Consider the following 22356-nt stretch of genomic DNA (forward strand, 5'->3'; position numbering starts at 1 on the left):
ATGTTGCTTCAAGGAGGATATGGTTATGGCAACATCTTACGACTATGCACCCCTCTTCCGCTCGAGCGTCGGCTTCGATCGGGTCTTCAACCTTCTCGAAAACGCCCAGCGCGCCCGTTCGATCAGCGACTGGCCGCCCTATGATATCGTCAAAACCGGTGATGACAGCTATCGCATCTCGATCGCGGTCGCAGGTTTTGCCCAGGACGATCTCGACATTACCTTCCAGTCCAATCTTTTGACCGTCACCGGCAAGAAGCAGGAGACCGCCAATGACGGCTATCTGCATCGCGGCATCGCCGGCCGGCCGTTCGAGCACCGGTTCGAGCTTGCCGACCATGTCAGGGTCGACGGCGCGGACCTGAGCAACGGTCTCCTGTCGATCGATCTCGTTCGCGAGATCCCTGAGGCCTTGAAGCCGCGGAGGATCGATATCCAGACCAACCCGGCTCTTACACAAAAGGTCGCCCCGGCGCAGATCGAAGCGCAGAAGGCTGCGTGATCGAAACCTTGGAAAATGGGCGCCGCCGCCGCGGCGCCCATCGACATCGCGGATTGGGAAGGAGAGAGTCATGAAACCCGATATGTTCAGACAACCTGTTACCATCCTTGTCGGCCTTGGCTTCCCAGCTGAGGTTGGGAGCGTCATGGATGCCTACCGGCATCTTGCCGAATGGCCAGCATCAATGCGCGACGCGGCACACTCCATCGCGCTGAAAGCCTGTAGTGCGGCACTGCGCGGCGAGATCGAAGCCGAGACCGTGCGCGGCCTGTTTGCCGCCTTCGCTGAGAAGCACGATCTGCTGGCGCCGGAAACCAAGGTGATCGCCGCCTCCAGTCGCCGGCGTGACAAAGATCCGCACGTTCGCTAAGGAGGCCGACATGCACGAGGTTTTGCAGCAGGCCGCAAGCAGTGCCGCTGCGATGGGTCCGACGATCCTGCTTCAGGGCATGCAGATTGAGCGGCCGCTTGACGTGGTGAAAGCGATCGCACTCTCCGCAGACGACAAACGGATCATCTAGCCTCATGGCCTCGGACTTCTACGCGGTCGACTCGAAGCCGGCTTTCGGCCATATCCCTGGAACACCGCAGCCGGTTTCCATCGATGAGGTTCAGGCTGCCCTCAGAGAACTTAATCGGCGCTATAGCGCCTGATCAAGGGGATCTCACGCGGCCTGTTTCATCGACTTCGCCAGCCGCTTGATAGCCTGCTCCAGCGAACGCTGCCCATCGCAATAATCCTGCCAGGCCGTCGTGTTCGCCAGGAGCGCGGGCACGGTTCGGATTGTGAAGCGTTTCGGATCGAGATCCGTCTTTACCTGGCTCCAGGTGAGCGGCATCGAGACCGTGGCGCCCGGTCGCCCGCGTGGCGACAACGGCGCGACCGCCGTCGCCATCCGGTCGTTGCGCAGGTAGTCGAGGAAGATCCGGCCGTTTCGCTGGTTCTTCGCCATCTTGATCAGATAGAGCTCAGGGTTCTCGCGTGCCATCTGCAGGCAGACGTCGTGCGCGAAGCCTTTGGCCTCCGGCCAGGCGAGCTTCTTGCCCTTCGCTGCCGCCAGCGGCGTTACGACATGAAGGCCTTTGCCGCCGGTGGTCTTGCAGAAACTGACGAGGCCGAGTTCTTCCAGCCGGTCGCGCATTTCCCGAGCGGCTTCGATGACGGTTGAGAACGGGACATCCGGACCGGGATCAAGGTCGAAGACAAGACGGCCTGGCACCTCAGGCTGGCCCGGTTCGCAATTCCACGGATGCAGTTCGACGCCGCCGATCTGGGCGATGGCGGCAAGGCCCTCGACCCGATCAATCTGCAGATAGGGTTTCTTGTCTCCAAACACCTTGACCAGTTCGAGAAGGTTCGAGGTTCCCGGCATCGCATGTCGCTGGAAGAACTGTTCGCCGCCAATGCCATCCGGCGTTCGGATGATCGAGCATGGCCGTCCCTTGATATGGTCGATCAGCCATGGACCAACGGCTTCGTGATAGCGGGCCAAATCTTCCTTGGTCACCGGCTCTCCGTCATTGGCATCGGGCCAGAGCGGCTTGTCCGGGCTGGAGATCATCACGCCCATCACCTCGGCCTTGGCATTCTTGCCGCGCGACGGTCTTGATGGCTTTGTCACGGCCGGCGTCGGCGTGTCGGTCTTTGCCGGAGATGCCGGCTTTTCCGCCTCGACTTCGGCTGCAGGCTTGTCCTCGCGCATTCCCTTGAACGCCGCCTGACGCACCAGTCCGTCCGCCGTCCAGCCGGCGAACTGGATCTCGGCGACCAGTTCGGGTTTGACCCAGACGATATTGGGATCCTTCTTAGGCGCGCCGATGCCCGTGAACGGTGATTTCTGGGCCTCGATCTCCCGAAGCTTCGGCAAGATGGTATCGACCGTTTTGGCACCGTAGCCGGTTCCAACCCGGCCGACATAGACGAAGTGATCACCCCTGAAGACACCGACCAATAGCGAGCGGAACTTGCCGTTGGTCTTGGCATAGGCGCCGATGACGACTTCATGGCCAGCGCGGCACTTGGACTTCGCCCAGGTCTCGGTACGGCCCGATTGATAGGGCGCGTCGGCCTGTTTCGAGACGATGCCTTCCAGCGACAGCTTGCACGCCGATCTGAGAACGGCGTCGCCACCGGTTTCGAAATGTTCGACGAAACGCAGGCGTGGGTCCTCGCCGGCATCAGCCAGCAGTGTCTGCAGGCGTTCCTTGCGTTCGGTCAACGGCAGCGGTCGCAGATCCTGATTGCCCTCGAACAGCAGATCGAAGGCGAAGTAGACCAGTTCGTCGGTCTTGCCTTCCGACAGTGCGGCCTGAAGTGCTGCGAAATCCGGCGCGCCGTTTTCATCGAGCGCGCAGATCTCCCCGTCGAGGATGGCATCAGGCAAGTTTGCGGTCGATGTCGCAATCGCCGGATACTTGGCGGTCCAGTCCAGGCCCTTGCGGGTCTTCAGCGTCACCTCGCCGTTTTCGATGCGCGTCTGGATGCGGTAGCCGTCGAACTTGATCTCGTGGATCCAGCCATCGCCTGAAGGCGGGCGATCGAGCGTTTCGCAAAGCTGCGGCGGTATGAACTCCGGCATCGCGGACTTTGCCGGTTTTTTTGGTGCTGGTTTTCGCTTTGTCGTCGTGTCCGCGGCACGTTCCTCCGCCGCCAGTCCATGATTGCTGTCCCAAACGGCATCCGCCTGAACGTCGCTGCTCTGCACCATGAACGGTTTTGGCTTCCTGCCCTTGCCGGCGGCGATCGCCTCCATGGTTCGGCCGGATGCAACGGAGGTTGCATTGTCCTCAAGGATGGCAGCGCCATTCTCCTCGACTGAGTAATCGTCGTGATGCTTGATCAGCAGCCAATTTGTGCGCTTGCCGCCGTCGCGATCGTTGCGCATCCGCACCAGCACGAAACTGCCATGCAGACGCTCTCCGTCCAGCGTAAACTTGAAATCACCCTTGGCGAGCGCCTGTTCGGGCGTCTTGTTGCCTTCCGGCTCCCAGTAGCCGCGATCCCAGAGCATGACCGTGCCGCCGCCATACTGGCCCTTCGGTATGGTACCTTCGAAGTCGCCGTAGTCCAACGGATGGTCCTCGACCTCGACAGCCAGGCGCTTGTCGTGCGGATCCAGCGAAGGTCCTTTGGTGACGGCCCAGGACTTGAAGACGCCATCGAGTTCGAGCCGCAGATCATAATGCAGCCGCGTGGCGTCGTGTTTCTGAATGACGAAGCGCCTGCGGTTCGACGCCTTCAGCTTTGCTGCGCCACTCGGCTCCTGCGTTTTCTGAAAATCGCGTTTCTGCTTGTAGGTCGAGAGCTTGTCGCTGGCCATGGCAGTCCCCGGTACAAATCCGCCTCCCGCCTCGGATGAAGACGGGATGAGGCACGGCCGGACAGGTTGGACGCTCGACTGCCGTTTCGTTGGCCGCGATGAGAAACCGGAAAAACCATCGCGTTCGTCATTCCTGTCACGTCCGGTTGACACAGCACGCGACCTCAACAAGCAAAAAGCAACAGATTATCGTTTTGTTCCGATTAGTTAGATGTTTCCTTGCTGCGCTCGCTGCTTTGCCAGGTGATCTGCATTTTTAGCATGACTGCGCTGCAGCAATGTCTATTTAATTGGCGCGGAGAACCGGTATGGTGTCGTTATCGAACTGATGCACCTCCTCCCGCGTCGGTTCGTTGTGCAGACGTCCTAATCCTCCTCCCAAGGGCGTTTGCGGGAACGGCAACATTCCTCCTCCCAGTTGCTGTTCGCTTATTTTCGGAAAAGCCTGCCGCACCTCCTCCCGCGGCAGGTTTTTTCGTCTCTCAGCAGCGCGACTGCGTGCGCGGAAAGTTCTCGACCGCCACGGATCTGGCACCCGCAAGACCCGTGACGTGCTTTTCGGAAGAGGAACTTTCTCAGCGTAGGTTGCGACCAAATCTCTTGCTCAATTCAATTAAAGCCCGCTCACAACCTCTCGCAAATTTAACGGGTTGGCGGTTCGTATCTGTTCAAGGTACTCACCCTGACCCATTGCCTTATTCTTTTCTTCGAACGGCTTTCGGCTTCGGTTGATATAAGCGCCGTTTGACGTTCGAACGCAGAGCATTGCGAACATCCTTGTCTGCGATCGAAAGGTCGAACCACTCCGGATCAAAGTACCCACCGCACCACCGAATTGTTTCGGCATATTCCGGCTCGTCCCGGTCTGCTATGATCTCCAGGAACCGCTCATATCCCGACACACCACCAACATCTTCGGGCGGGCGCGCCCTTTCGTCGGCGATGCAGCTCCCGTGTTTGGGTGTAGCAGTGAGCGGTAAGACCTCCTCGACAGCAACGGTGTGCCGCCAACCGTCCCCGAAATCATAGCGGTAGCTGAAGACAGAACCTCGATCAAAGTCCAGCAAGCGAACCTCTTTCTGATCGAAGACCCGAGGATCGTCATCGGTCGCATCTTCCGTCAGGATCTCGACATCCCCATACCTCAGACCACCGATGCGGAATTCATAGAGATGATAGTTCCACCAGTTGAACGCGGCCTGAATTCCGAGATGCAGATGCTCCAGGTTCCAGTGGACCGGCAGGACCAGACGGCGCCAGACGTCCGGCGCGACCTCGTCGAGAGATACTTTGATTGCACAGCGTTTGCGGCTTTGAACATTGTCCGAATGAACATCGAGGGAGGACGATCGTCAAGACGGTAGCTCCCTGATGGCGCGCATCGATGGCGTTGGCCCGGAACCGCTGCAGAGCGTCGCAAAGCCCGTTTGGTCGAAGATGGCACCGAAGGACTGAAACAAGAACGCCCGCCGGATCGGCGGGCGTTTTTTGTCGTCTGAATCAAGGATCAGGCGAATTCGCTGAGGCCGCTGCCCCACGGGCCCTGATGCTTGTCGACGCCGTCGAGGCGGTCGAAACCATGGGCACCGAAGAAGTCGCGCTGTTCGCTTGGTCGTCTACGGTGATGCGCAGGGCGACCTGTCTCCCTGGTCGTTCGAGCGCGATGGCCGAACGGTGTCGGTCACGCCTGGCCGCGGGCCGGTGTTCAACGACGCCGACCTGCTGGTGGCCGCCGCCCTTGAGGGTTTCGGCATCCTGTACATCCTGGAGGAGCTGGTGGCGGCGCCGATTGCCGGTGGCCGTCTGATACGTCTTCTGGAGCCGTGGTGCGAGCCATTTGCCGTTTATCACCCTATTACCCTAATCGTAACGGGACGAGGGCTTACGAACTATTCAAGGAAGCGCTCAGAGAGATTAAAAGATGCGGCGGCGGCGCCAGTTCGAGGTGAACCTGCTCAGCAGGCTTATCTTCGGCGACGACGCCCGGAAGTGGGCCGGCACCAAGGTCGACCAATTGCGGAAAGTGATCGTGCAGTCCGCCGATCGCGGCTGGCACGGCAGACAACGGCGCTGGCAAATGGTTTCCGCCCTTTCGAGAGTTCCGCTCCGGTGCTGAGGTGCTGCCAGGTAGGTTCTCTACCTGCATCAGCAGTTGGGCCAGTCAGGACTGACACAGAACCTCAAAGGCCTCGTGACGCCGCCAAGACCAACATAACGACTATTGACTTTACACTTTCCGGAAACGGCGCGGATTTCCACGCGCTGAAGCAGCTAAAGCTTTGAAATATCGATAACACGCTAGCTGGCGACAATACAACTCCGCCCTGAACCCGTCTCCGGGGCAAGCAGATCAACGATGGTCCGGAATGGAACCGGCTTACCGTAGCGGTATCCCTGGCCGAACGGACATCTCAAGTCAATGAGTGCTCGTTCCTGCTCCTCGGTCTCAATTCCCTCGGCGATCGTTTTGAGCCCCATCTCGCGACTTAAGCCAATCAATGCGCGAGTAATCGCAAGATCCGATGATTTATCGTTGATGTGCTGCACGAACCCCCGGTCAATCTTAAGGGTTGTCAGCGGATAGCGTTGCAACGAACTGAGCGAAGCGTATCCCGTGCCAAAGTCATCAAACGCAATTCCCACTCCCAGATCACGAAGCGCCGTCATGGCTTCGAATGACTGATCATCATTTGCCAGCGCAATGGTTTCCGTCACTTCGAGTTCGAGCCGGTCCGGTCTCAGCGAATGACGCTGAAGGGCATTGGCGACCTTGTGAATGAGATTGGGAGCGCGCAGCTGGCTCGGAAAGAGGTTGACGCTCACCTTGATGTCATGCCCGTCTGCTTGCAAGGCGCCGGCGCGCGCGGCGGCTTGATCGAGCGTCCACCAGCCAATTTCCAGCGCCAGAGCGCTTTGGTCCAACGCGGGCAGAAATGCGCCGGGGGCAAGCAGGCCCCGTTGCGGATGGTTCCATCGCAGCAAAGCTTCAAGCCCGACGATCCGTCTGTCCAGAAGGTCGACCTGCGGCTGATAGAACAATTCCAGTTCGCCGCCCCGGAGCGCCCGAAGAAGCTCGTCGCGAAGCTCGCGGCGGGCAGCAGTTTCGCTGCGCATTGTCGTATCGTAAATTCGAATGACATTTCCGCCTTCGGCTTTTGCTCTGTACAATGCGAAATCCGCACTGGCGATCAGCTCTTCAGCGTCATTTCCGTGAGTGGAAGCAAACGCTATGCCGATGCTGGTTCCAAGTTCCAGCACGTGCCCTCCCACGTCGAAGGGCTTGCGGAATGCTTCGAGAATGGCTTGCGCCTGGGCGTGAGCTTCAAGAGGGTCATTGACGCCTTGGAGGAGGACAGCAAATTCATCCCCTCCGATGCGAGCAACCTCGGCATTTCGACCGAGCAGGTAGGGGAGGCGCACGCCGACCGCTTGAAGTAGGGAGTCGCCGACCAGGTGCCCGTGGGTATCGTTGACCTCCTTGAATCCGTCCAGGTCGAGGAGAATGATGGAAGCCGTACCACCGGCCTCAAAGCCTTCCGAAAGAAGGCTGGAAAACCGATGACGATTTGAAAGTCCCGTCAACGTATCCTGACTGGCCAGCCGAAGCAGCTTGCTTTCCCGCTCCCGTCGATCGCTGATATCGGTAATGACGGCCCCTGCGCAAAACCCTTGCTTGCCACTCCAGACAGAAAGGGTGATCTCTATGGGGAATTCTGTGCCCTCTTTTTTCAGGGCGTAAACTTCCACCGGCCGTCCGCCGAGGTGAGGAGCCTGTCCTTCAGCCACTCGCTGCAGACCTGCCATATGCGCACCCCGCATTCGCTCAGGGATGATGATCGTGATCGGCTGCCCGATCATCTCGGACTGAGTGTAGCCGAACAACTTGCACGCAGACGGGTTGACGAATTCGATGTTTCCCTTGCTGTCGATCGACACCAGAGACAGATTCGTCGCCTCCGCGAACTGGGCGACGGTGAAAGCTAGGTGCCTTTTGGTTTTTGAGGGAAATGAATTTGGCATTGGTGCGGGTGGCCCCGGGTGAGCTTTGATCAGGACTTACGTGCGGCGGCAGTGCTGTCTGATGCTGAACTACATGAATGAAGTTTGATTTAATCACCCTGAAATGATTGTCCTGCCGTCAAGCCACCCAGGCGCGGCTGCACCCGGTGACGCCATGCCTCCGGAATGCATAACTGCTATAACGCGATAAAAGGCGCCCAGCGTGGAAAAGCAGAGGTTGCTCAGCTTTTGCCGAAAGCAGGAGCTCGAACTGCCGCAGATCGATGTCCTCGACCTCCCGCGCGGAATGACGGTCCCGCATCAGCGATCCATCGGACCTTCGATTGAAAATCGCATAGGTGACAGCGGCTTCCACCGCGACGAATTCCCTGACATCTCCGGTGAGTGAGGAACAACTTACGCACACCATGGTTTCGCTAATGAGAGCGCCAGTTCAGCGGCGCCACCATCGGACGGGAGCAACATATGAAAGCGCTAACCTGGCACGGCAAACACGACATCAGATGTGAGAGCGTCTCAGATCCCAAAATCGAAGAGGGTCGCGACGCGATCATCAAGGTCACCGCCTGCGCCATTTGCGGATCCGACCTCCATCTCTACAACGGTATCATGCCGGACATGCACAGTGGCGACATCATGGGCCATGAGACTATGGGCGAGGTCGTGGAAGTCGGCAAGGATAATAAGAAACTTAAAGTCGGCGACCGCGTTGTCGTCCCCTTCACCATCTCCTGCGGGGAATGCTTCTTCTGCAAACGCGGGTTCTTTTCTGGTTGCGAACGGAGCAATCCCGATCCGTCGAAGGCGAAGAAGCTTTGGGGTAGCTCACCTGCAGGCCTGTTTGGCTACACGCATCTTCTCGGTGGCTACAGCGGCGGCCAGGCGGAATATCTGCGCGTTCCCTATGCCGACGTCGGACCGATCAAGGTACCAGACGGACTCACCGACGAACAGGTTCTGTTCCTCTCCGACATCTTTCCGACCGGTTACATGGCGGCAGACTTCTGCAATATCCAGCCGGGAGATACGATCGCCATCTGGGGATGCGGTCCCGTCGGTCAGATGGCGATCAAGTCCGCCTTCATTCTCGGCGCCGAGCGGGTCATCGCCATCGATACAGTGCCGGAAAGACTGGCGCTTGCCGAGAAATCCGGAGCGATTACCCTCGATTTCATGGACAAGGACATTTACGACCGGATCATGGAGCTGACCAATGGTCGTGGCGCTGACGCCTGCATCGACGCCGTCGGAACTGAAGCCGAGCCCTCGGCAAGCTGGGATTCGCGACTAGACCGCATCAAAGTCGCGACCTTCATGGGCACTGACCGGCCGCATGTTCTTCGCCAAGCCATCCATTGCTGCCGCAACTTTGGCACAGTCTCCATCGTCGGCGTCTACGGCGGCTTCCTCGACAAAATTCCGATGGGCTCGGCCATCAACCGCGGCCTGACCTTCCGCATGGCCCAGACGCCGGTCCAGCATTACCTCCCACTTTTGATGGAGCGAATCCAGAACGGCGAGATTGATCCGTCTTTCATCATTACCCATCGGGCCTCGCTGGAGGAAGGCCCCGACCTGTACAAGACCTTTCGGGACAAGCAGGACGGCTGCATCAAGGTTGTTCTCAAGCCCTAAGAAGGAGGAGCATCATCATGGGAATCTCACAACAGAAAACCGGCCTTGCGGTGGTTACCGGCGCCTCGAGTGGTATTGGTTTCGAACTCGCAAAGATCGCCGCGTTTACGCCGTCGATTCCAAGCCGGCGCTCCGTCAGGTGGCGGGAACACGAGACCCAGTCTTGATGCCCCATCACTTTGGGGCCGCAGGTTCGAATCCCATCAAGGCGACCGACACCTATGAGGTTGGGTCCTGTTGGAGCACGCCTTTTAGCGTGTTTACAAATGTCTGCGCGGCGAGCGACAGTGGCCTGCGTTTTGGCAAGATCATACCAACGGATACGGGAATTCGTGGCTCGAACTGACGGACGACAATGTGGTCCAGTTCGTTCGCGTCCCATACAGAGAACTGGTCGACGAGTGCCACGCCTCGGCCTCGCTCGACCAGCCGCCGGATGAGTTGGCTTTGATTGGAAATCAGGGTATTCGACGGCCGCACTCCTTCATCGGACAGTGCTCGGAAGATTGCCGCGCCGAAAGGCACCGAGCGGGGATAGGTAACAAATGGCTGATCGGCAATGTCGCTCGCCAGGATGATCCGATGCTGCGCGAGCATGTGGTCAGGTGGCATGATGCAGACCATCGATGAGGTCTTCAGCGTCTGCGTCATCAGGTCGGACTCGTGTTCTGGGTGGTGCACCAGTCCGAAATCGTAGTTACCGCGGCTGACATAAGAATGGATTTTGTCGGAGTCGAGCAGATCGACCTGCACCTGGATGCCGGGATATTGGTTGTTGAAACTCTCGATGGCCATCGGGATCAAGGCCGTGCTGAACGCGGACAAAATGCCGATGTTGACATAGCCTTGCGTCATGGCCGTGAGATCAAGCGACAGGTTTTCGAAGACCGTTAGCTCATCCATCAAGCGTGCCGCGTGCGAAAAGAGCAGCTCGGCCTCGGGTGTCGGACGTAGCCTCCCTGCGCTCCGCTCGAACAGTTTGATGCCTGCGAATTCCTCAAGCTGTTTCAGCGACTTGCTGGCATTCGGCTGAGTGGTGTGCAGAACAAGCGCCGCTTCCGTCACTGAGCCGGTCTTCATGAAGGCCGCAAGCGTGTCGAGATGCCTCAGCTTGATCCGTCGCATGATGTGGTACTCCCTGAACATTCCATTTTGGAATGGAAAGCTTGAATAATTGAATTTTACAAACTTGGGGAGTCAATTCTAGATGTCGTTCATGACAGGCAAGGCGGCGGTGTGAAGCCGGTGCCACAGCGCAAAAGACCAGAGCATCATGGGCAATATCAGGGTCGGCATCGATGTCGGCGGAACCTTCACAGATTTCACGGTCCTCGATGACGAGACCGGAGACATGCGCCATTTCAAGGTGTCCTCGACGCCTCACGATCCGTCCGAAGCGATCGAGACCGGCATTGCCGGTTTTGCCGAGCGTGGCCTTCAGGCCTCCGACGTCATCCATTTCGGTCATGGTACGACGGTTGCGACCAACATGGTCATTGAACGGCGCGGCGGAAAGACCGGCCTCTTGACCACCGAAGGTTTTCGCGACGTACTCGAGATCGGCCGCCAGACCCGCCCCGACCTGTTCGACATGAGCGTTCGAAAGCCGGACCCGCTGGTTGTCCGTCCGCTGCGCCTCGAAGTGGCGGAGCGCCTCGGCCCGGCCGGGGAAATCATCGTGCCGCTCGACGAAGCGGGCGTCGAAGCCGCCGCGGAACGCTTCAAACAAGAGGGCGTGGAGGCCGTCGCAATCGGCTTCCTGCATTCCTATCGCAACCCGGTGCACGAGCGGCGCGCCGGAGAAATCATCAGCAAGCGCCTGCCCGGTGTTTTCATCTCGCTGTCGAGCGACGTCCTGCCCGAGTTCCGTGAATACGAGCGCATCTCGACCACGGTGATGAACGCCTACCTGATGCCGCGCATGGACGGTTATCTCGATCGCTTCATGACGCGATCGCGCAAGGCGGGCATCGAGGCCAAGCCCTATACGATCCATTCCAACGGCGGCCTTATGTCCACCGAAACGGCGCGCAACTATCCGGTCCGGACCTGCCTCTCAGGCCCTGCGGCCGGTGTTGTCGGCGCATCCCTCGTGGGCAAGGCGGCGTCCTTCCCCGACATCATCACCTATGACGTCGGCGGCACCTCCACCGACGTCGCCCTGATCGCCAATGGCAAGCCGGCCTATTCCACCGACCGCGACGTGGCAGGCTATTCCATCCGTTGCCCGATGGTCGACGTCAACGTCATCGGTGCCGGTGGCGGCTCGATCGCCTGGCTCGACGATGCCGGCGGTCTGAAGGTCGGCCCGCAGAGCGCGGCCGCCGTACCGGGGCCTGCCGCCTACGGCAAGGGCGGAACGGATGCGACGATCTCCGACGCCAATATCGTGCTGCAGCGCCTCAACCCGGTCGCGCTTCTTGATGGAGCCATGCCCGTCGATCGCGAGGCGGCCCTCAAGGCCGTCGGCGCCGTCGCCGAAAAGATCGGTCGCTCCGTCGAGGATACGGCCTGGGGCATTATCCGCATCGCCGTCGCCAACATGGCGCGCGCCATCCGGGCGGTATCGATGGACAAGGGGCACGACCTCACACCCTTCGCACTGATGGCTTTCGGCGGCGCCGGGCCGCTCCATTCCTCGCTGGTGGCTGCAGAAACCGGCCTGAATACCGTCATAATTCCGGAATCCCCCGGCACGATGTGCGCCCGCGGCGTGCTTCTCTCGGACGTGACGCGCGATTTCGTTTCCACGCAGATCAAGCGGGTCCAGGGTGAAAGCTGGCTCGACATCCGCTCCGCCCTTGAAGGTCTGGAAGTCCAGGCACGCGAATGGCTAGAGGCGGAAACGATCCCGGATGAGAAGCGTGCGCTCCAGCATATCGCCGAAGCCCGCTATGCCGGTCAGAACCATGAAATCCGTGTCGAGGGCATTCTTTCCACCCCGGAAGACTTCGCCGCGCGTTTCGCCGAAGCCCATCGTGTCGTCTATGGTTATGCGCTGAACGATCATCCGGTCGAGATCGTCAATCTGCGCATCCAGGCGATCGGTCATGCGGGCCGGCCGCTTCAGACAGTGCCGGGTGTTGCCGGCACCATCAAAGACGCCATCGTCGGCGAGCGCGAGGTCTATATCGATCCGCAGACCGGATGGCTGACCGTGCCGGTCTACAAGCGCGCCTCGATGCCGCAGGCCGAGAGGTTCTCCGGTCCCGCGATCATCGAGGAGCTGACCTCCACGACCTACGTCCTCCCCGGCCAGTCGGGCGTCGTCGACGCCTACGGCAACATCATCCTCAGCTTTGTGAAGGACCGTGCCTGATGCAGCAGCACGTCAAACCGCCGCGCGAATTCGACGCCATCGAGATGGAGGTCTACTCCAACCGGTTCATGTCGATCACCGATGAGATGGGACTGAGCCTCGTGCGCTCGTCTTTCTCGACCAATATCAAGGAACGCAAGGATTGCTCGGTCGGTCTTTTCGACGGCCGTGGCCGGCTGATCGTGCAGGCGTCCCATATTCCGGTCCACCTCGGTTCGTTGCAGGGCGGTGTCGCGGCGGTTCTGGAAAACTACAAGCTCGAGGACATCAGGCCGGGCGACGCGTTCATCTGCAACGACCCCTATCTCGCCGGCGGATCGCATACGCCGGACATCTCGATCCTGACACCTGTTTTCTATGATGGCCGGCTCTGCTTCTTCGCCGCCAATCTCGGCCATCATTCGGATGTCGGCGGCGGTGTTCCGGGCTCCTGCGATCCCAGCCAGACGAGCATATTTGCGGAAGGGCTGCGCATCCCGGTACTGAAGATCGCACGCGAAGGGGTTCTGGACGAGCAGATCGTCAAGCTCATCAGCACCAACAGCCGCGACCCGCTGGAGCGTATTCTCGATCTCAAGGTGCAGATCGCCACCAACGAGATCGGTCAGCGGAAACTCGTGGCGCTTGCGGACCAGTTCGGAATCGCGACTGTCGAGAAGGCGATCGACGACCTGATCGCCTATTCGGAAAGCCGTCTGCGCAAGCGCATCAGTGATCTTCCTGATGGCATCTACAGGGGCGAAGCCTTCATCGACGGCGACGGCGTCGGCTACGAGCCCTGCCGCATCGAGGTGGCGATCAAGGTCGAGGGCGACGGCATCACCTTCGATTTCACCGGCACCGATCCTCAAGCGCGAGGTGCGGTCAACATTCCCAAGACCGCCCTCGACGCCACCTGCTACTACACGATCAAGGCGTTGCTCGACCCGGCGCTGCCGCCGAACGAGGGCATGGCGCTTCCCGTGACGATTGTTGCGGAAGAGGGCACGCTGGTGCGGCCGAAATTCCCGGCTGCCGTGGGCATCCGTTCGACCAGCTGCCAGCGTGTCGTCCGCGCCATATTCCAGGCCTTTGCCGACGTGCTGCCGAGGGAGAAGGTCTTTGCCTCCTCGGCCGACATGAACGCGACGATGATCTTTTTCGGTCCGCACAAGACGCGCGAAGGCAGTTTCGTCTACCTCGAAACCGTCGGCGGCGGTGCTGGCGCAAGCCTTGACCACGACGGCATGAGCGGCATTCAGGTGCATATCACCAACACCTCGAACCTACCGGCCGAAGCGCTCGAAATCGAGTATCCGCTGATGGTGCGCCGTTATGCGCTCGCCACCGGCTCGGGTGGTGAAGGCCAGACGACGGGCGGCATGGGCATCGTCCGCGAAGTGGTCGCGATGACGGATGGTGTGCGGGCGAACGCATCCTGCGAAGGCCTCCGGACTCCGGCCGACGGCGTCTTCGGCGGCGGCCAGGGCGAGGTCGCCCGGCTGAAGTTCGCGAATGCAGATGGCACGGTCAAGGAATACGACATCTCGATCACCAACATCCTGATGAACCGCGGGGACAGCCTGTTCCTGCAAACGCCGGGCGGCGGTGGCTTCGGCCGCGCTTCCTGAATTCCCTTTGGAGAATGAATGACATGGCTCTCGAAAACCTGACGCCGAGCGACGAACAGATCAAGTCCGCTCCGAACCCGAACTACCTCGAAGGCGACTATCTGAAGGGCGTCCTGGAGATGACCTTCCGCGACGGCAACCCGGTTGCCGAAAAGCTGGTCGATGAAATCTTCTCTTCGCGCCAGATCGACTCCATCTATCTGGTCGGTGCCGGCGGCTCGAACTCCTATATCGAGCCGGTCAAATACATCCTCGACAAATATTGCGACCTCAGGATCGAGCGCATCAACTCGACGGAACTCGAAACGCGCCGTCCGAAGCCCGTCAATGAAAAGGCCATCGTGCTCCTCACGTCCCATAACGGCGAGACCGAAGACACGGTCGTCGCCGCCCGCTGGGCCAAGACGACCGGCGCCGTCACCGTGGCGCTGACCTCGGGTCACGACAGCGGCCTTGCGAAGATCTGCGACTATCTGCTGCCCTACAGCAAGGAGTTGCCGGGCATGCCGAAGACGATGATCGCCTATCTCTTCGCCGCCCATTTCCTAAAGCGCCTCGGCAACCCGGTCGGCGCCCAGCTCATCGCCGATCTGGAAGCGATGCCGGCCAAGCTGCATGACATCAAGAATGCCGAGCGCGAGCGCGGCATGGAACTCGCCCGCCGTTACAAGGACGAGAACATCTACTATGTTCTTTCGAGCGGCATTCTGTCGGCGCTGAACTACCAGTACTCGATCTGCATCTTCAACGAGATGCTGTGGCTCGACGCGTCCGACATCCATTCGGGCGAATTCCGCCACGGCCCGTTCGAAGTCGCCGATCCGGAGATGGCATACGTTTTCCTGATGGACAACGGCGAGAACCGCAAGATCGACCAGCGGGCGCTGAAGTTCACCCGCCGCGTCACGGACAAGATCATCACCTTCGATGCCGGCCGCTACGAGGATGTCTCGCCGCTGCTGTCTCCCTTCGTGATCGGCGTCACTTGGTATTGGTTCGCGCATACGCTTTCGGTTCTGCGCGAGCATCCGCTCAGCGTGCGCCGCTACATGTGGAAAGTCGACTACTGATGACGAAGACGTCCGCCGACATCGCCTACAATCCCGGCGTGAGAGTTTTGCGCCGGATCGGGCTGCGCGTTTGGCGGATGTCCCACCCGTCTCGGCACCGCACGACAGGGAAGGCGGTCGAGAAATGATGACGCCAGACAAGACATATTCGGGCCTTAAGGTCCTCGGGCTCGGCGACAATGTTGTCGACCGTTACCTGCATACGGGCAAGATGTACCCGGGCGGCAATGCACTCAATTTTTCGGCCTACGCCAGGATGCTCGGCGCGGATGCCGCTTTTCTCGGCACGTTCGGCACGGATGCTGCGGGACGCCATGTGCGCTCCACGCTGGAAGAGCTTGCCATTCCGACACCGCTCTGCCGGATGGTCGAAGGCGAGAACGGCCATGCGGATGTGCGCGTCGTTGATGGAGACCGCGAGTTCGTGTTTTCCAACAAGGGCGGCGTTGCGCGGGAAAATCCCTTCACACCGGTCCAGGCCGATCTGGACTATATTGCCGGTTTCCGCCTCGTGCACACGAGCTGCTACAGCCATCTCAATCCGCATCTGGCGGCATTGAAGGACGCGAGCGCTCTGCTTTCCTATGATTTTTCCTATCGCTGGCAGGTGGACGATCTAATCGGCCCCGTAACGCCGCATCTTGATTTTGCAGCGCTTTCGGCGGGCGACGTCGGTCGTGAATGCGGTCTTGCTGTCCTGCGCGAAGCCATTTCCAACGGCTGCAGCCTGGCCCTGGCGACCTTCGGACCGGAAGGCGCCACGGCCTATAACGGCGAGGACTTCGTTTCCGTTCTGCCCACGCCTGCCAATGTCGTCGATACGCTCGGCGCCGGCGATGCATTCATCACAGCGACGCTCCTTTCGCTGCTCGCGGCAGGCTGGACGCGCGGGAACCGGCCTTCGGCGGAAGCCATCGTTATCGCCATGGAAAAAGGCAGCAAGTTTGCAGCCGAAATCTGCGGGGTCGATGGCGCATTCGGTCATGCCGCTCCCATCACCACCGACGAACACGTCTGAGAGGGGGGCGGATGCTCGAAGTCAGAAACCTCTCGATCGCCTTCAAGACCAGTGCGGGGCTGAAGTCGGCCGTGCGCAATATCGATTTCACCATCCGGCCGGGCGAAATCCTCGGACTCGTCGGTGAAAGCGGCAGCGGCAAGACCATCACCTCGCTCGGCGTGATGGGACTCCTGCCGCCGAACGCGGTGATCACCGGTGGTGAGGTTCTGGTAGACGGCATCGACATCCTGAAGCTGCCGCCGGCGGAACTACGCAAGCTGCGCGGCGGCCATATCGCCATGATCTTCCAGGATCCGATAGCGTCGCTCGATCCGATCTTCACCTGCGGCGACCAGATCATCGAGGCCATCCTTCTGCATAACCCCATCGGCCGCGCGAATGCGCGCCGGAAGGCTCGCGACCTGCTGGAAAAGGTCCTGATCCCCGATCCCGATCGCGCCATGCGGGCTTATCCGCACGAGCTGTCAGGCGGCCAGTGCCAGCGCATCATGATCGCCATGGCGGTCGCCTGCCGGCCGCGCGTCATCATTGCCGACGAGCCGACCACCGCGCTCGACGTCACCGTGCAGAAGCAGGTGCTCGACCTGCTCCGCGAATTGAACGACGAAGTCGGCGCGGCGATCCTGCTGATAACGCATGATCTCGGCGTCATTTACGAAGTCGCCGACCGCGTCGTGGTCATGTATGCCGGCAACAAGATGGAGGAGGCGACGACCGCCGATCTCTTCTCCGCCCCCCAAAGCGACTACTCCAGGGCGCTGATCGATTCCATGCCGTCGCTTGGCCGCGACGCCGAGCGGCTGCCGGTGATCGAGCGCGATTCATCGGGCAAGGTGCGCAGCGTCCGGCCGGAACCGCGCCCCCGCCCCGCATCCTCGGGACCCATTCCGGCAGGGGGTGATCCTCCGCTTCTCGAAATCCGCGATCTCTGCAAGTCCTACTGGGTAAAACCTTCGCCTCTCGCCATGCCGGTCGAGATGCGTGCCGTCGATCGCGTCAGCCTGTCGATCGCGCCGCGTACCACGCTTGGCCTCGTCGGCGAATCCGGCTGCGGCAAGAGCACGCTCTCCCGTGCAGTCATAAGGCTCTACAAGCCCGATTCCGGCCAGATCTTCTTCAAGGGCAAGGATATTGCGGGGCTCTCGGACAAGGAGATGCGGCCGTTCCGGCGCGAGATCGCCATGGTCTTCCAGAACCCCTACGGTTCGCTCAACCCGCGCCAGACGGTCGCCCAGATCGTTGAGGCGCCGATGCTCATCTTCGCCGATGGCGATGCGGCGGGGCGTCAGGGGCGGGTCCGCTCGCTGCTCGACGCCGTAGGCATGCCCGCTGCCGCGGCCCAGAAATACCCGCATGAATTCTCCGGCGGGCAGCGGCAGAGAATTGCCATCGCACGTGCGCTTGCCCTCAACCCGTCGCTTGTCATCTGCGACGAAGCGGTCTCCGCGCTCGACGTCTCCGTCCAGGCCCAGGTGCTGAACCTGCTCAAGGACCTGCAGGCGGAGTTCGACCTGACCTATCTCTTCATCTCCCACGACCTTTCCGTGGTCGAGCATGTCAGCGACACGGTCGCGGTCATGCAGAAGGGTAGGATCGTCGAGTACGGACCTGCCGCGGAGATCTTCGGCAATCCTATGGAGCCTTATACCCGCATTTTGCTGGATGCCGTGCCGACCGTCGGTTCGCTTCGCGGCGGAAAGGAGGGCGCATGAACGCCTCGATTGGGGCTCTGCTCCTTGCCGCGCGAAAGCTCCTGACCGCTTTAATCCAGCTTGTGGTCGTCGCCACCCTGATCTTCTCCGTCATGTACATCATGCCGGGCGATCCCGTGCTCCTGCTGCTCGGCGCCGACAGCAATCCGTCGCCGGAGGCGATCGCCTCGATGCGCAGCCAGCTCGGCCTCGACCAGCCGGTGGTGTCCCAATATTTTATCTGGCTCTGGAACGCGCTGCATCTCGATTTCGGCAAGTCGCTGACCAACGGTTATCCGGTCGCCAACTACGTGATGCAGAACCTGCCGCGCACACTCGAGCTCGCATTCGCGGCGATCGTCATTGCAGCGCTCATCGGCGTCCCGCTCGGCATTGCGGCCGCACTCAAGCGGGGCAGCATGCGTGATACGGTGCTGACCTCGATCGCGACGATCGGCATATCGGTGCCGGTCTATATCATGGGCACGCTGCTGGTGCTGTTCTTCAGCCTGAAGCTTGGCTGGCTTCCGGCAAGTGGCTACACGGATATCTCGCGCAATATACTGGAGCATTTCCGCAAGCTGGCCTTGCCGGCGCTGGCTCTGGGCTTCGGTCTGGCAGCGTCGATCGCCCGCATGACGCGCTCCTCCATGCTGGAAATCCTCGGCCGCGATTTCGTCCGCGCGCTGCGTGCCAAAGGCATGTCCGAACGGCGGATCATCTGGCAGCACGTGCTGCGCAACGCCGCGATCCCGATCGTCACGATCATCGGCCTGCAGCTCGGTAACCTCATGGGCGGCACGGTTCTCGTCGAAGCCATGTTCAATTGGCCGGGCCTCAGCACGCTGCTCGTCGGCGCGGTATCGGCGCGTAACTATCCTCTGGTCCAGGGGGCGATGCTGGCCATCGCCGCAGCGTTCATCCTGATCAACCTGGTGGTGGAGCTGCTCTACAGCCTGCTCGATCCGCGCATCCGGAGGAAACGCTCGTGATACCCCAGGCAATCTTCCGCGCGACCCGCAACCAGCCATCCTTCCTTGCCAGCATCGTGCTGCTCGTCGCGGTGGTCTTCATCGGCGTGTTCGGCAGTTGGCTTGCTCCGCAGGACCCGTTCCTGCTCAATCCGCAGACCGTCAACCAGGGCAGTACCACGGCCCACTGGCTGGGCACCGACGAATTCGGCCGCGATTTGCTGAGCCGGCTGCTGATAGGGGTCCAGCCGACCTTGCTGGTTGCGATCGGCGCGACCGTGATCGCCGGAGTTCTCGGAACCATGATCGGCATCGCGGGTGCTTATGGCCGGCCGCTGATCGCATTCCTCATCATGCGCAGCGTGGATATCATGCTGAGCTTTCCGCCCATCCTGCTGGCACTGCTGGCGGTCGGGTTCTGGGAAAGCGGAATCTTCAGCCTCGCCGTCGTCATCGGTGTTCTCTACGTCCCGCATTTCGCCCGCGTCGCACACGCCGCAACGCTGCAGGTCTCGCGGATGGAGTTCATGGAGGCCGAACATGCGATGGGTGCGTCAGCCCGCCGCGTCGTTTTCACCGCCATCCTGCCGAACATCCTGTCGCCGCTGGTCGTGCAGGCGACATTGACGGTCGCGGCCGCCATCCTTCTGGAATCCGGCCTCAGCTTCCTCGGCCTCGGCATCGTGCCGCCGGAGCCGTCCTGGGGCCAGATGATCGGAACCGCGCGCGGCTATCTCGGCCAGAACCCGATGTACGTGATCTGGCCGTCCCTTCTTCTCGCCTTGACGGTGCTTGCCATCAACGTGGTGGGCGACCGACTGCGCGACATTCTCGATCCACGACTCAGGGAGGAGTAACGGGCATGGCAATTTCGCATCAACAAACAGAAGCAAAAAAGGGGTACAGCATGAAAAGGAAGATCTTCGGGCTCGTCTTGGCCCTGGCATCGGGCGTCTTCGCTCAACAGGCGCTTGCGGATGGTGGCACGCTCTATTTCGGCATTTCCGGCGAGCCATCGACGCTTGAAAGCACCATCAATGCGGGCACGCCGGCGCGTACCATCCGGCTTGCAATCCATCGCGGCCTCTTCAACTATGGCGCCGACGGCAAGCTTTCGCTGGAGCTCGCCGAGAGCTACAACGTCGCTCCTGATGCGCTCAACTATACGTTCAGGCTGCGCGAAGCGAAGTTCCATGACGGTTCTCCAGTGACGTCGGCGGACGTCAAGGCGTCCATCGAGCGCATGACCGCCAAGGACAGCAAGGCGACCTACCGGAACGAACTCGGCGTCATCCAGTCGATCGAGACGCCGGACGCCAAGACCGTGAAGCTGGTGCTTTCCAAGCCGTTCGTGCCGCTGGTGCATTATCTGGCGCTTCCGGAATCGGCGATCATTCCGGCGGCCTGGATCAAGGCGCACGGCACGGACCCGAATGCGGCGCCCGTCGGTGCCGGCCCCTTCAAGTTCGCCACCTGGGAGCGCGGCCGCGAGCTGACCGTCGAAAAGTTCGACGGCTACTACAAGAAGGGCAAGCCGCATCTCGATGACGTGCACTATGTCTTCTACGGCGACGAAAACACCCGCGTGAACGCGCTGAAATCCGGCGACGTCGATATCATCGACTACGTTCCCTGGAAGGATGCCGGGTCGATCGAAGGCAGCTCGGACCTGAACCTGGCGAGCACCACCGGCCCGTTCATGATGTTGCAGTTCAACACCAAGTTCGAGCCCTTCTCCAAGCCGGAAGTGCGGCAGGCGATTTCCTACGCAATCGACCGCGCGACCGTCATCAACACCGCCTTCAACGGCCGCGGCACGCCGCTCTTCGGTATCGCCGTGCCCGAAGGATACATGGGGTATTCGAAGGAAAAGGCGAACTTCTTCAAGTATGACGTCGCAAAGGCCAAGGAACTGCTCGCCAAGGCGGGTTACCCGGACGGTTTCGAAGCCCGGCTGCTCGCCACTTCGCAATACGGCTTCCACAACAACACCGCGATCGCCGTCCAGGCCGAGCTTGCCAAGATCGGCATCAAGGCAAAGCTGGATCTTCCCGACTGGTCGGGTCGTATCGCCAAGAACAATGCAGGCGACTACGATTTCCTGGTCGCAGGTACTGCCGGGGACATCGCCGACCCCGACTGGCTCAGCAACTTCTTCTACGGTGGCCAGCAGCTGGTACGGCTCAACAACTCCGCCTACTTCAACGACACGGTGATCAATGACCTCCTGGACAAGGGACGTGTCACGCTCGATGCCGGCGAGCGCGAGAAAATCTACGGCCAGTTCGTGGATCGTGCATTGGAGCAGTCACCATTCGTCTATTTGATGTGGCGTGACCAGAGCTTCGGTCTAAACAAGAAGGTCAAAGGCTTCACCAACATTCCGGGCTTCCTGACATTTCAGTCGGGCATCACGGTCGAAGACACGGAGGTGGAATAAGCGTCAGGGATGGTTGTGCCGTTGCCCCCGACCTTTCAGGTGGGGGCAGTCCGCATTTGGCTGACGCCATAAGTGCTATAACAAGCATGTTCACGCCGTATGAATACATCTGCAGCATCTGGACAAAAGAGCCCGAACGATTCAGGCTCGATCCGATCCATCAATTCCCAGGACCAAACACCTAGGGCAACCTCTGGCGGAATGCAGCAGCTCGAGGCATCATTTTTTTATCCCGAAACGGGGTACTCCAATCTCTGACCGCCGGTCCAAGCGGCGATAGGGAATAGATCGATGAACGCTCCCAGCTAGTCGGCGCTTTGGCGGCCATCTGCTGAGACTTTCGGAAACAAGCCGCAATTGGCAGATGCCATGGAATAGCCGGCAGGGCCGGTTTTGACCTCGCCATCGGCAAGCAGCCGCGAAAGGCCGATCTGGAGGATGATTTCCATGTCACTTCTGAGTTCCGGACAAGAAAGCTTGTAAAAAGAAAGCGACAAATTGGGGATAACGGTCATATGCTCAAAGGAGCAAATTGCCTTCTCGCGCACAGTCTGCAGACCTGCGGCCCATGCCCGAGAAAATAATTGTGGTGCCAGGCTTTCGGGTGACATCATCGGCTCCAGCAAAATCACCTCGATGTCTCGACCACCTTCAAAAAGGTGGTTCGAGCGCGATGAACGCTCGAACCGAACAAGGTTGGGACCTCATATTCACGTTTCGGGATGGAGCCGTCATCATCCGATCGGGTGAGGTTGTG

General features: G+C 60.3%; 19 protein-coding genes. 14 read left to right on the top strand and 5 right to left on the bottom strand.

Annotated elements, in window-relative coordinates; genetic code table 11:
* The first annotated feature begins 25 nt into the window (after window positions 1-25).
* The 3 genes from ACZ9EJ_RS24870 (at window position 26) to ACZ9EJ_RS24880 (ending at window position 1023) form a co-directional block, all read left to right on the top strand.
* The gene (locus ACZ9EJ_RS24870) at window positions 26-502 is read left to right on the top strand and encodes an Hsp20 family protein (protein ID WP_046642607.1); all 477 of its coding nucleotides are present in this window, start codon (window positions 26-28) and stop codon (window positions 500-502) included.
* Between the two features lie 70 nt (window positions 503-572).
* Window positions 573-872, top strand: a complete 300-nt coding sequence (locus tag ACZ9EJ_RS24875) for a DUF982 domain-containing protein (RefSeq protein WP_046642608.1) — start codon at window positions 573-575, stop codon at window positions 870-872.
* 10 nt (window positions 873-882) lie between these two features.
* On the top strand, window positions 883-1023 hold the full coding sequence (locus ACZ9EJ_RS24880; protein WP_370649760.1) for a hypothetical protein: 141 nt from the start codon (window positions 883-885) through the stop codon (window positions 1021-1023).
* A 144-nt stretch (window positions 1024-1167) separates the two neighbouring features.
* On the opposite strand, the gene ligD is transcribed toward ACZ9EJ_RS24880, so the two are convergent.
* Both ligD and ACZ9EJ_RS24890 read right to left on the bottom strand, forming a co-directional pair.
* Window positions 1168-3822, bottom strand: coding sequence for a DNA ligase D (ligD, locus tag ACZ9EJ_RS24885; protein WP_046642609.1), 2655 nt, complete (start codon window positions 3820-3822; stop codon window positions 1168-1170).
* A 695-nt stretch (window positions 3823-4517) separates the two neighbouring features.
* A complete protein-coding gene (locus ACZ9EJ_RS24890) occupies window positions 4518-5117 on the bottom strand; it encodes a plasmid pRiA4b ORF-3 family protein (protein ID WP_476100507.1) in 600 nt (199 codons plus the stop codon).
* A 313-nt stretch (window positions 5118-5430) separates the two neighbouring features.
* On the opposite strand from ACZ9EJ_RS24890, the gene ACZ9EJ_RS24895 reads away from it, so the two are divergent.
* On the top strand, window positions 5431-6105 hold the full coding sequence (locus ACZ9EJ_RS24895; RefSeq protein ID WP_255743348.1) for a type 2 periplasmic-binding domain-containing protein: 675 nt from the start codon (window positions 5431-5433) through the stop codon (window positions 6103-6105).
* Between the two features lie 15 nt (window positions 6106-6120).
* Here the strand turns inward: ACZ9EJ_RS24895 and ACZ9EJ_RS24900 are convergent, their stop codons facing one another.
* Window positions 6121-7842 (bottom strand): putative bifunctional diguanylate cyclase/phosphodiesterase, encoded by a 1722-nt coding sequence (locus ACZ9EJ_RS24900; protein WP_046642430.1) that lies wholly within the window; start codon window positions 7840-7842, stop codon window positions 6121-6123.
* 202 nt (window positions 7843-8044) lie between these two features.
* On the opposite strand from ACZ9EJ_RS24900, the gene ACZ9EJ_RS24905 reads away from it, so the two are divergent.
* Both ACZ9EJ_RS24905 and ACZ9EJ_RS24910 read left to right on the top strand, forming a co-directional pair.
* Window positions 8045-8230, top strand: coding sequence for a hypothetical protein (locus ACZ9EJ_RS24905; protein ID WP_255743347.1), 186 nt, complete (start codon window positions 8045-8047; stop codon window positions 8228-8230).
* Between the two features lie 77 nt (window positions 8231-8307).
* Window positions 8308-9477, top strand: a complete 1170-nt coding sequence (locus ACZ9EJ_RS24910) for a zinc-dependent alcohol dehydrogenase (RefSeq protein WP_046642429.1) — start codon at window positions 8308-8310, stop codon at window positions 9475-9477.
* Between the two features lie 219 nt (window positions 9478-9696).
* Here ACZ9EJ_RS24910 and ACZ9EJ_RS24915 read toward each other — a convergent pair whose 3' ends face one another.
* On the bottom strand, window positions 9697-10602 hold the full coding sequence (locus ACZ9EJ_RS24915) for a LysR family transcriptional regulator (RefSeq protein WP_255743345.1): 906 nt from the start codon (window positions 10600-10602) through the stop codon (window positions 9697-9699).
* A 148-nt stretch (window positions 10603-10750) separates the two neighbouring features.
* Here ACZ9EJ_RS24915 and ACZ9EJ_RS24920 point away from each other — a divergent pair, with 148 nt between their 5' ends.
* From ACZ9EJ_RS24920 to ACZ9EJ_RS24955, 8 genes are all read left to right on the top strand, one after another.
* Window positions 10751-12796, top strand: a complete 2046-nt coding sequence (locus ACZ9EJ_RS24920) for a hydantoinase/oxoprolinase family protein (protein ID WP_046642427.1) — start codon at window positions 10751-10753, stop codon at window positions 12794-12796.
* The gene (locus tag ACZ9EJ_RS24925; RefSeq protein ID WP_046635662.1) at window positions 12796-14406 is read left to right on the top strand and encodes a hydantoinase B/oxoprolinase family protein; all 1611 of its coding nucleotides are present in this window, start codon (window positions 12796-12798) and stop codon (window positions 14404-14406) included. The genes ACZ9EJ_RS24920 and ACZ9EJ_RS24925 overlap by 1 nt, the downstream gene beginning before the upstream one ends.
* Before the next feature lie 23 nt (window positions 14407-14429).
* On the top strand, window positions 14430-15476 hold the full coding sequence (locus tag ACZ9EJ_RS24930) for an SIS domain-containing protein (RefSeq protein WP_046642426.1): 1047 nt from the start codon (window positions 14430-14432) through the stop codon (window positions 15474-15476).
* 124 nt (window positions 15477-15600) lie between these two features.
* On the top strand, window positions 15601-16494 hold the full coding sequence (locus ACZ9EJ_RS24935; RefSeq protein ID WP_052754216.1) for a fructoselysine 6-kinase: 894 nt from the start codon (window positions 15601-15603) through the stop codon (window positions 16492-16494).
* 11 nt (window positions 16495-16505) lie between these two features.
* Window positions 16506-18209 carry an ABC transporter ATP-binding protein gene (locus ACZ9EJ_RS24940; protein WP_046635666.1) on the top strand — a complete coding sequence of 568 codons (1704 nt, stop codon included), beginning with the start codon at window positions 16506-16508 and terminating at the stop codon, window positions 18207-18209.
* A complete protein-coding gene (locus ACZ9EJ_RS24945) occupies window positions 18206-19180 on the top strand; it encodes an ABC transporter permease (protein WP_046635668.1) in 975 nt (324 codons plus the stop codon). Before ACZ9EJ_RS24940 ends, ACZ9EJ_RS24945 begins: the two co-directional genes overlap by 4 nt.
* Complete coding sequence (locus ACZ9EJ_RS24950; RefSeq protein WP_080954282.1) at window positions 19177-20016, top strand: ABC transporter permease; 840 nt, start codon at window positions 19177-19179, stop codon at window positions 20014-20016. Before ACZ9EJ_RS24945 ends, ACZ9EJ_RS24950 begins: the two co-directional genes overlap by 4 nt.
* Window positions 20017-20066: 50 nt before the next feature.
* Complete coding sequence (locus tag ACZ9EJ_RS24955) at window positions 20067-21599, top strand: ABC transporter substrate-binding protein (protein ID WP_046635670.1); 1533 nt, start codon at window positions 20067-20069, stop codon at window positions 21597-21599.
* Between the two features lie 305 nt (window positions 21600-21904).
* Here the strand turns inward: ACZ9EJ_RS24955 and ACZ9EJ_RS24960 are convergent, their stop codons facing one another.
* Window positions 21905-22231, bottom strand: a complete 327-nt coding sequence (locus ACZ9EJ_RS24960) for a hypothetical protein (RefSeq protein ID WP_476100035.1) — start codon at window positions 22229-22231, stop codon at window positions 21905-21907.
* Window positions 22232-22356 lie beyond the last annotated feature (125 nt).

The sequence above is a fragment of the Neorhizobium sp. USDA 3394 genome, assembly GCF_056280385.1.

Coding starts and splice junctions, on each gene's coding strand:
- ACZ9EJ_RS24870 (WP_046642607.1), top strand. CDS start 26: ATGGCAACATCTTACGACTATGCACCCCTCTTCCGCTCGAGCGTCGGC.
- ACZ9EJ_RS24875 (WP_046642608.1), top strand. CDS start 573: ATGAAACCCGATATGTTCAGACAACCTGTTACCATCCTTGTCGGCCTT.
- ACZ9EJ_RS24880 (WP_370649760.1), top strand. CDS start 883: ATGCACGAGGTTTTGCAGCAGGCCGCAAGCAGTGCCGCTGCGATGGGT.
- ligD (WP_046642609.1), bottom strand. CDS start 3,822: ATGGCCAGCGACAAGCTCTCGACCTACAAGCAGAAACGCGATTTTCAG.
- ACZ9EJ_RS24900 (WP_046642430.1), bottom strand. CDS start 7,842: ATGCCAAATTCATTTCCCTCAAAAACCAAAAGGCACCTAGCTTTCACC.
- ACZ9EJ_RS24910 (WP_046642429.1), top strand. CDS start 8,308: ATGAAAGCGCTAACCTGGCACGGCAAACACGACATCAGATGTGAGAGC.
- ACZ9EJ_RS24915 (WP_255743345.1), bottom strand. CDS start 10,602: ATGCGACGGATCAAGCTGAGGCATCTCGACACGCTTGCGGCCTTCATG.
- ACZ9EJ_RS24920 (WP_046642427.1), top strand. CDS start 10,751: ATGGGCAATATCAGGGTCGGCATCGATGTCGGCGGAACCTTCACAGAT.
- ACZ9EJ_RS24925 (WP_046635662.1), top strand. CDS start 12,796: ATGCAGCAGCACGTCAAACCGCCGCGCGAATTCGACGCCATCGAGATG.
- ACZ9EJ_RS24930 (WP_046642426.1), top strand. CDS start 14,430: ATGGCTCTCGAAAACCTGACGCCGAGCGACGAACAGATCAAGTCCGCT.
- ACZ9EJ_RS24935 (WP_052754216.1), top strand. CDS start 15,601: ATGATGACGCCAGACAAGACATATTCGGGCCTTAAGGTCCTCGGGCTC.
- ACZ9EJ_RS24940 (WP_046635666.1), top strand. CDS start 16,506: ATGCTCGAAGTCAGAAACCTCTCGATCGCCTTCAAGACCAGTGCGGGG.
- ACZ9EJ_RS24945 (WP_046635668.1), top strand. CDS start 18,206: ATGAACGCCTCGATTGGGGCTCTGCTCCTTGCCGCGCGAAAGCTCCTG.
- ACZ9EJ_RS24955 (WP_046635670.1), top strand. CDS start 20,067: ATGAAAAGGAAGATCTTCGGGCTCGTCTTGGCCCTGGCATCGGGCGTC.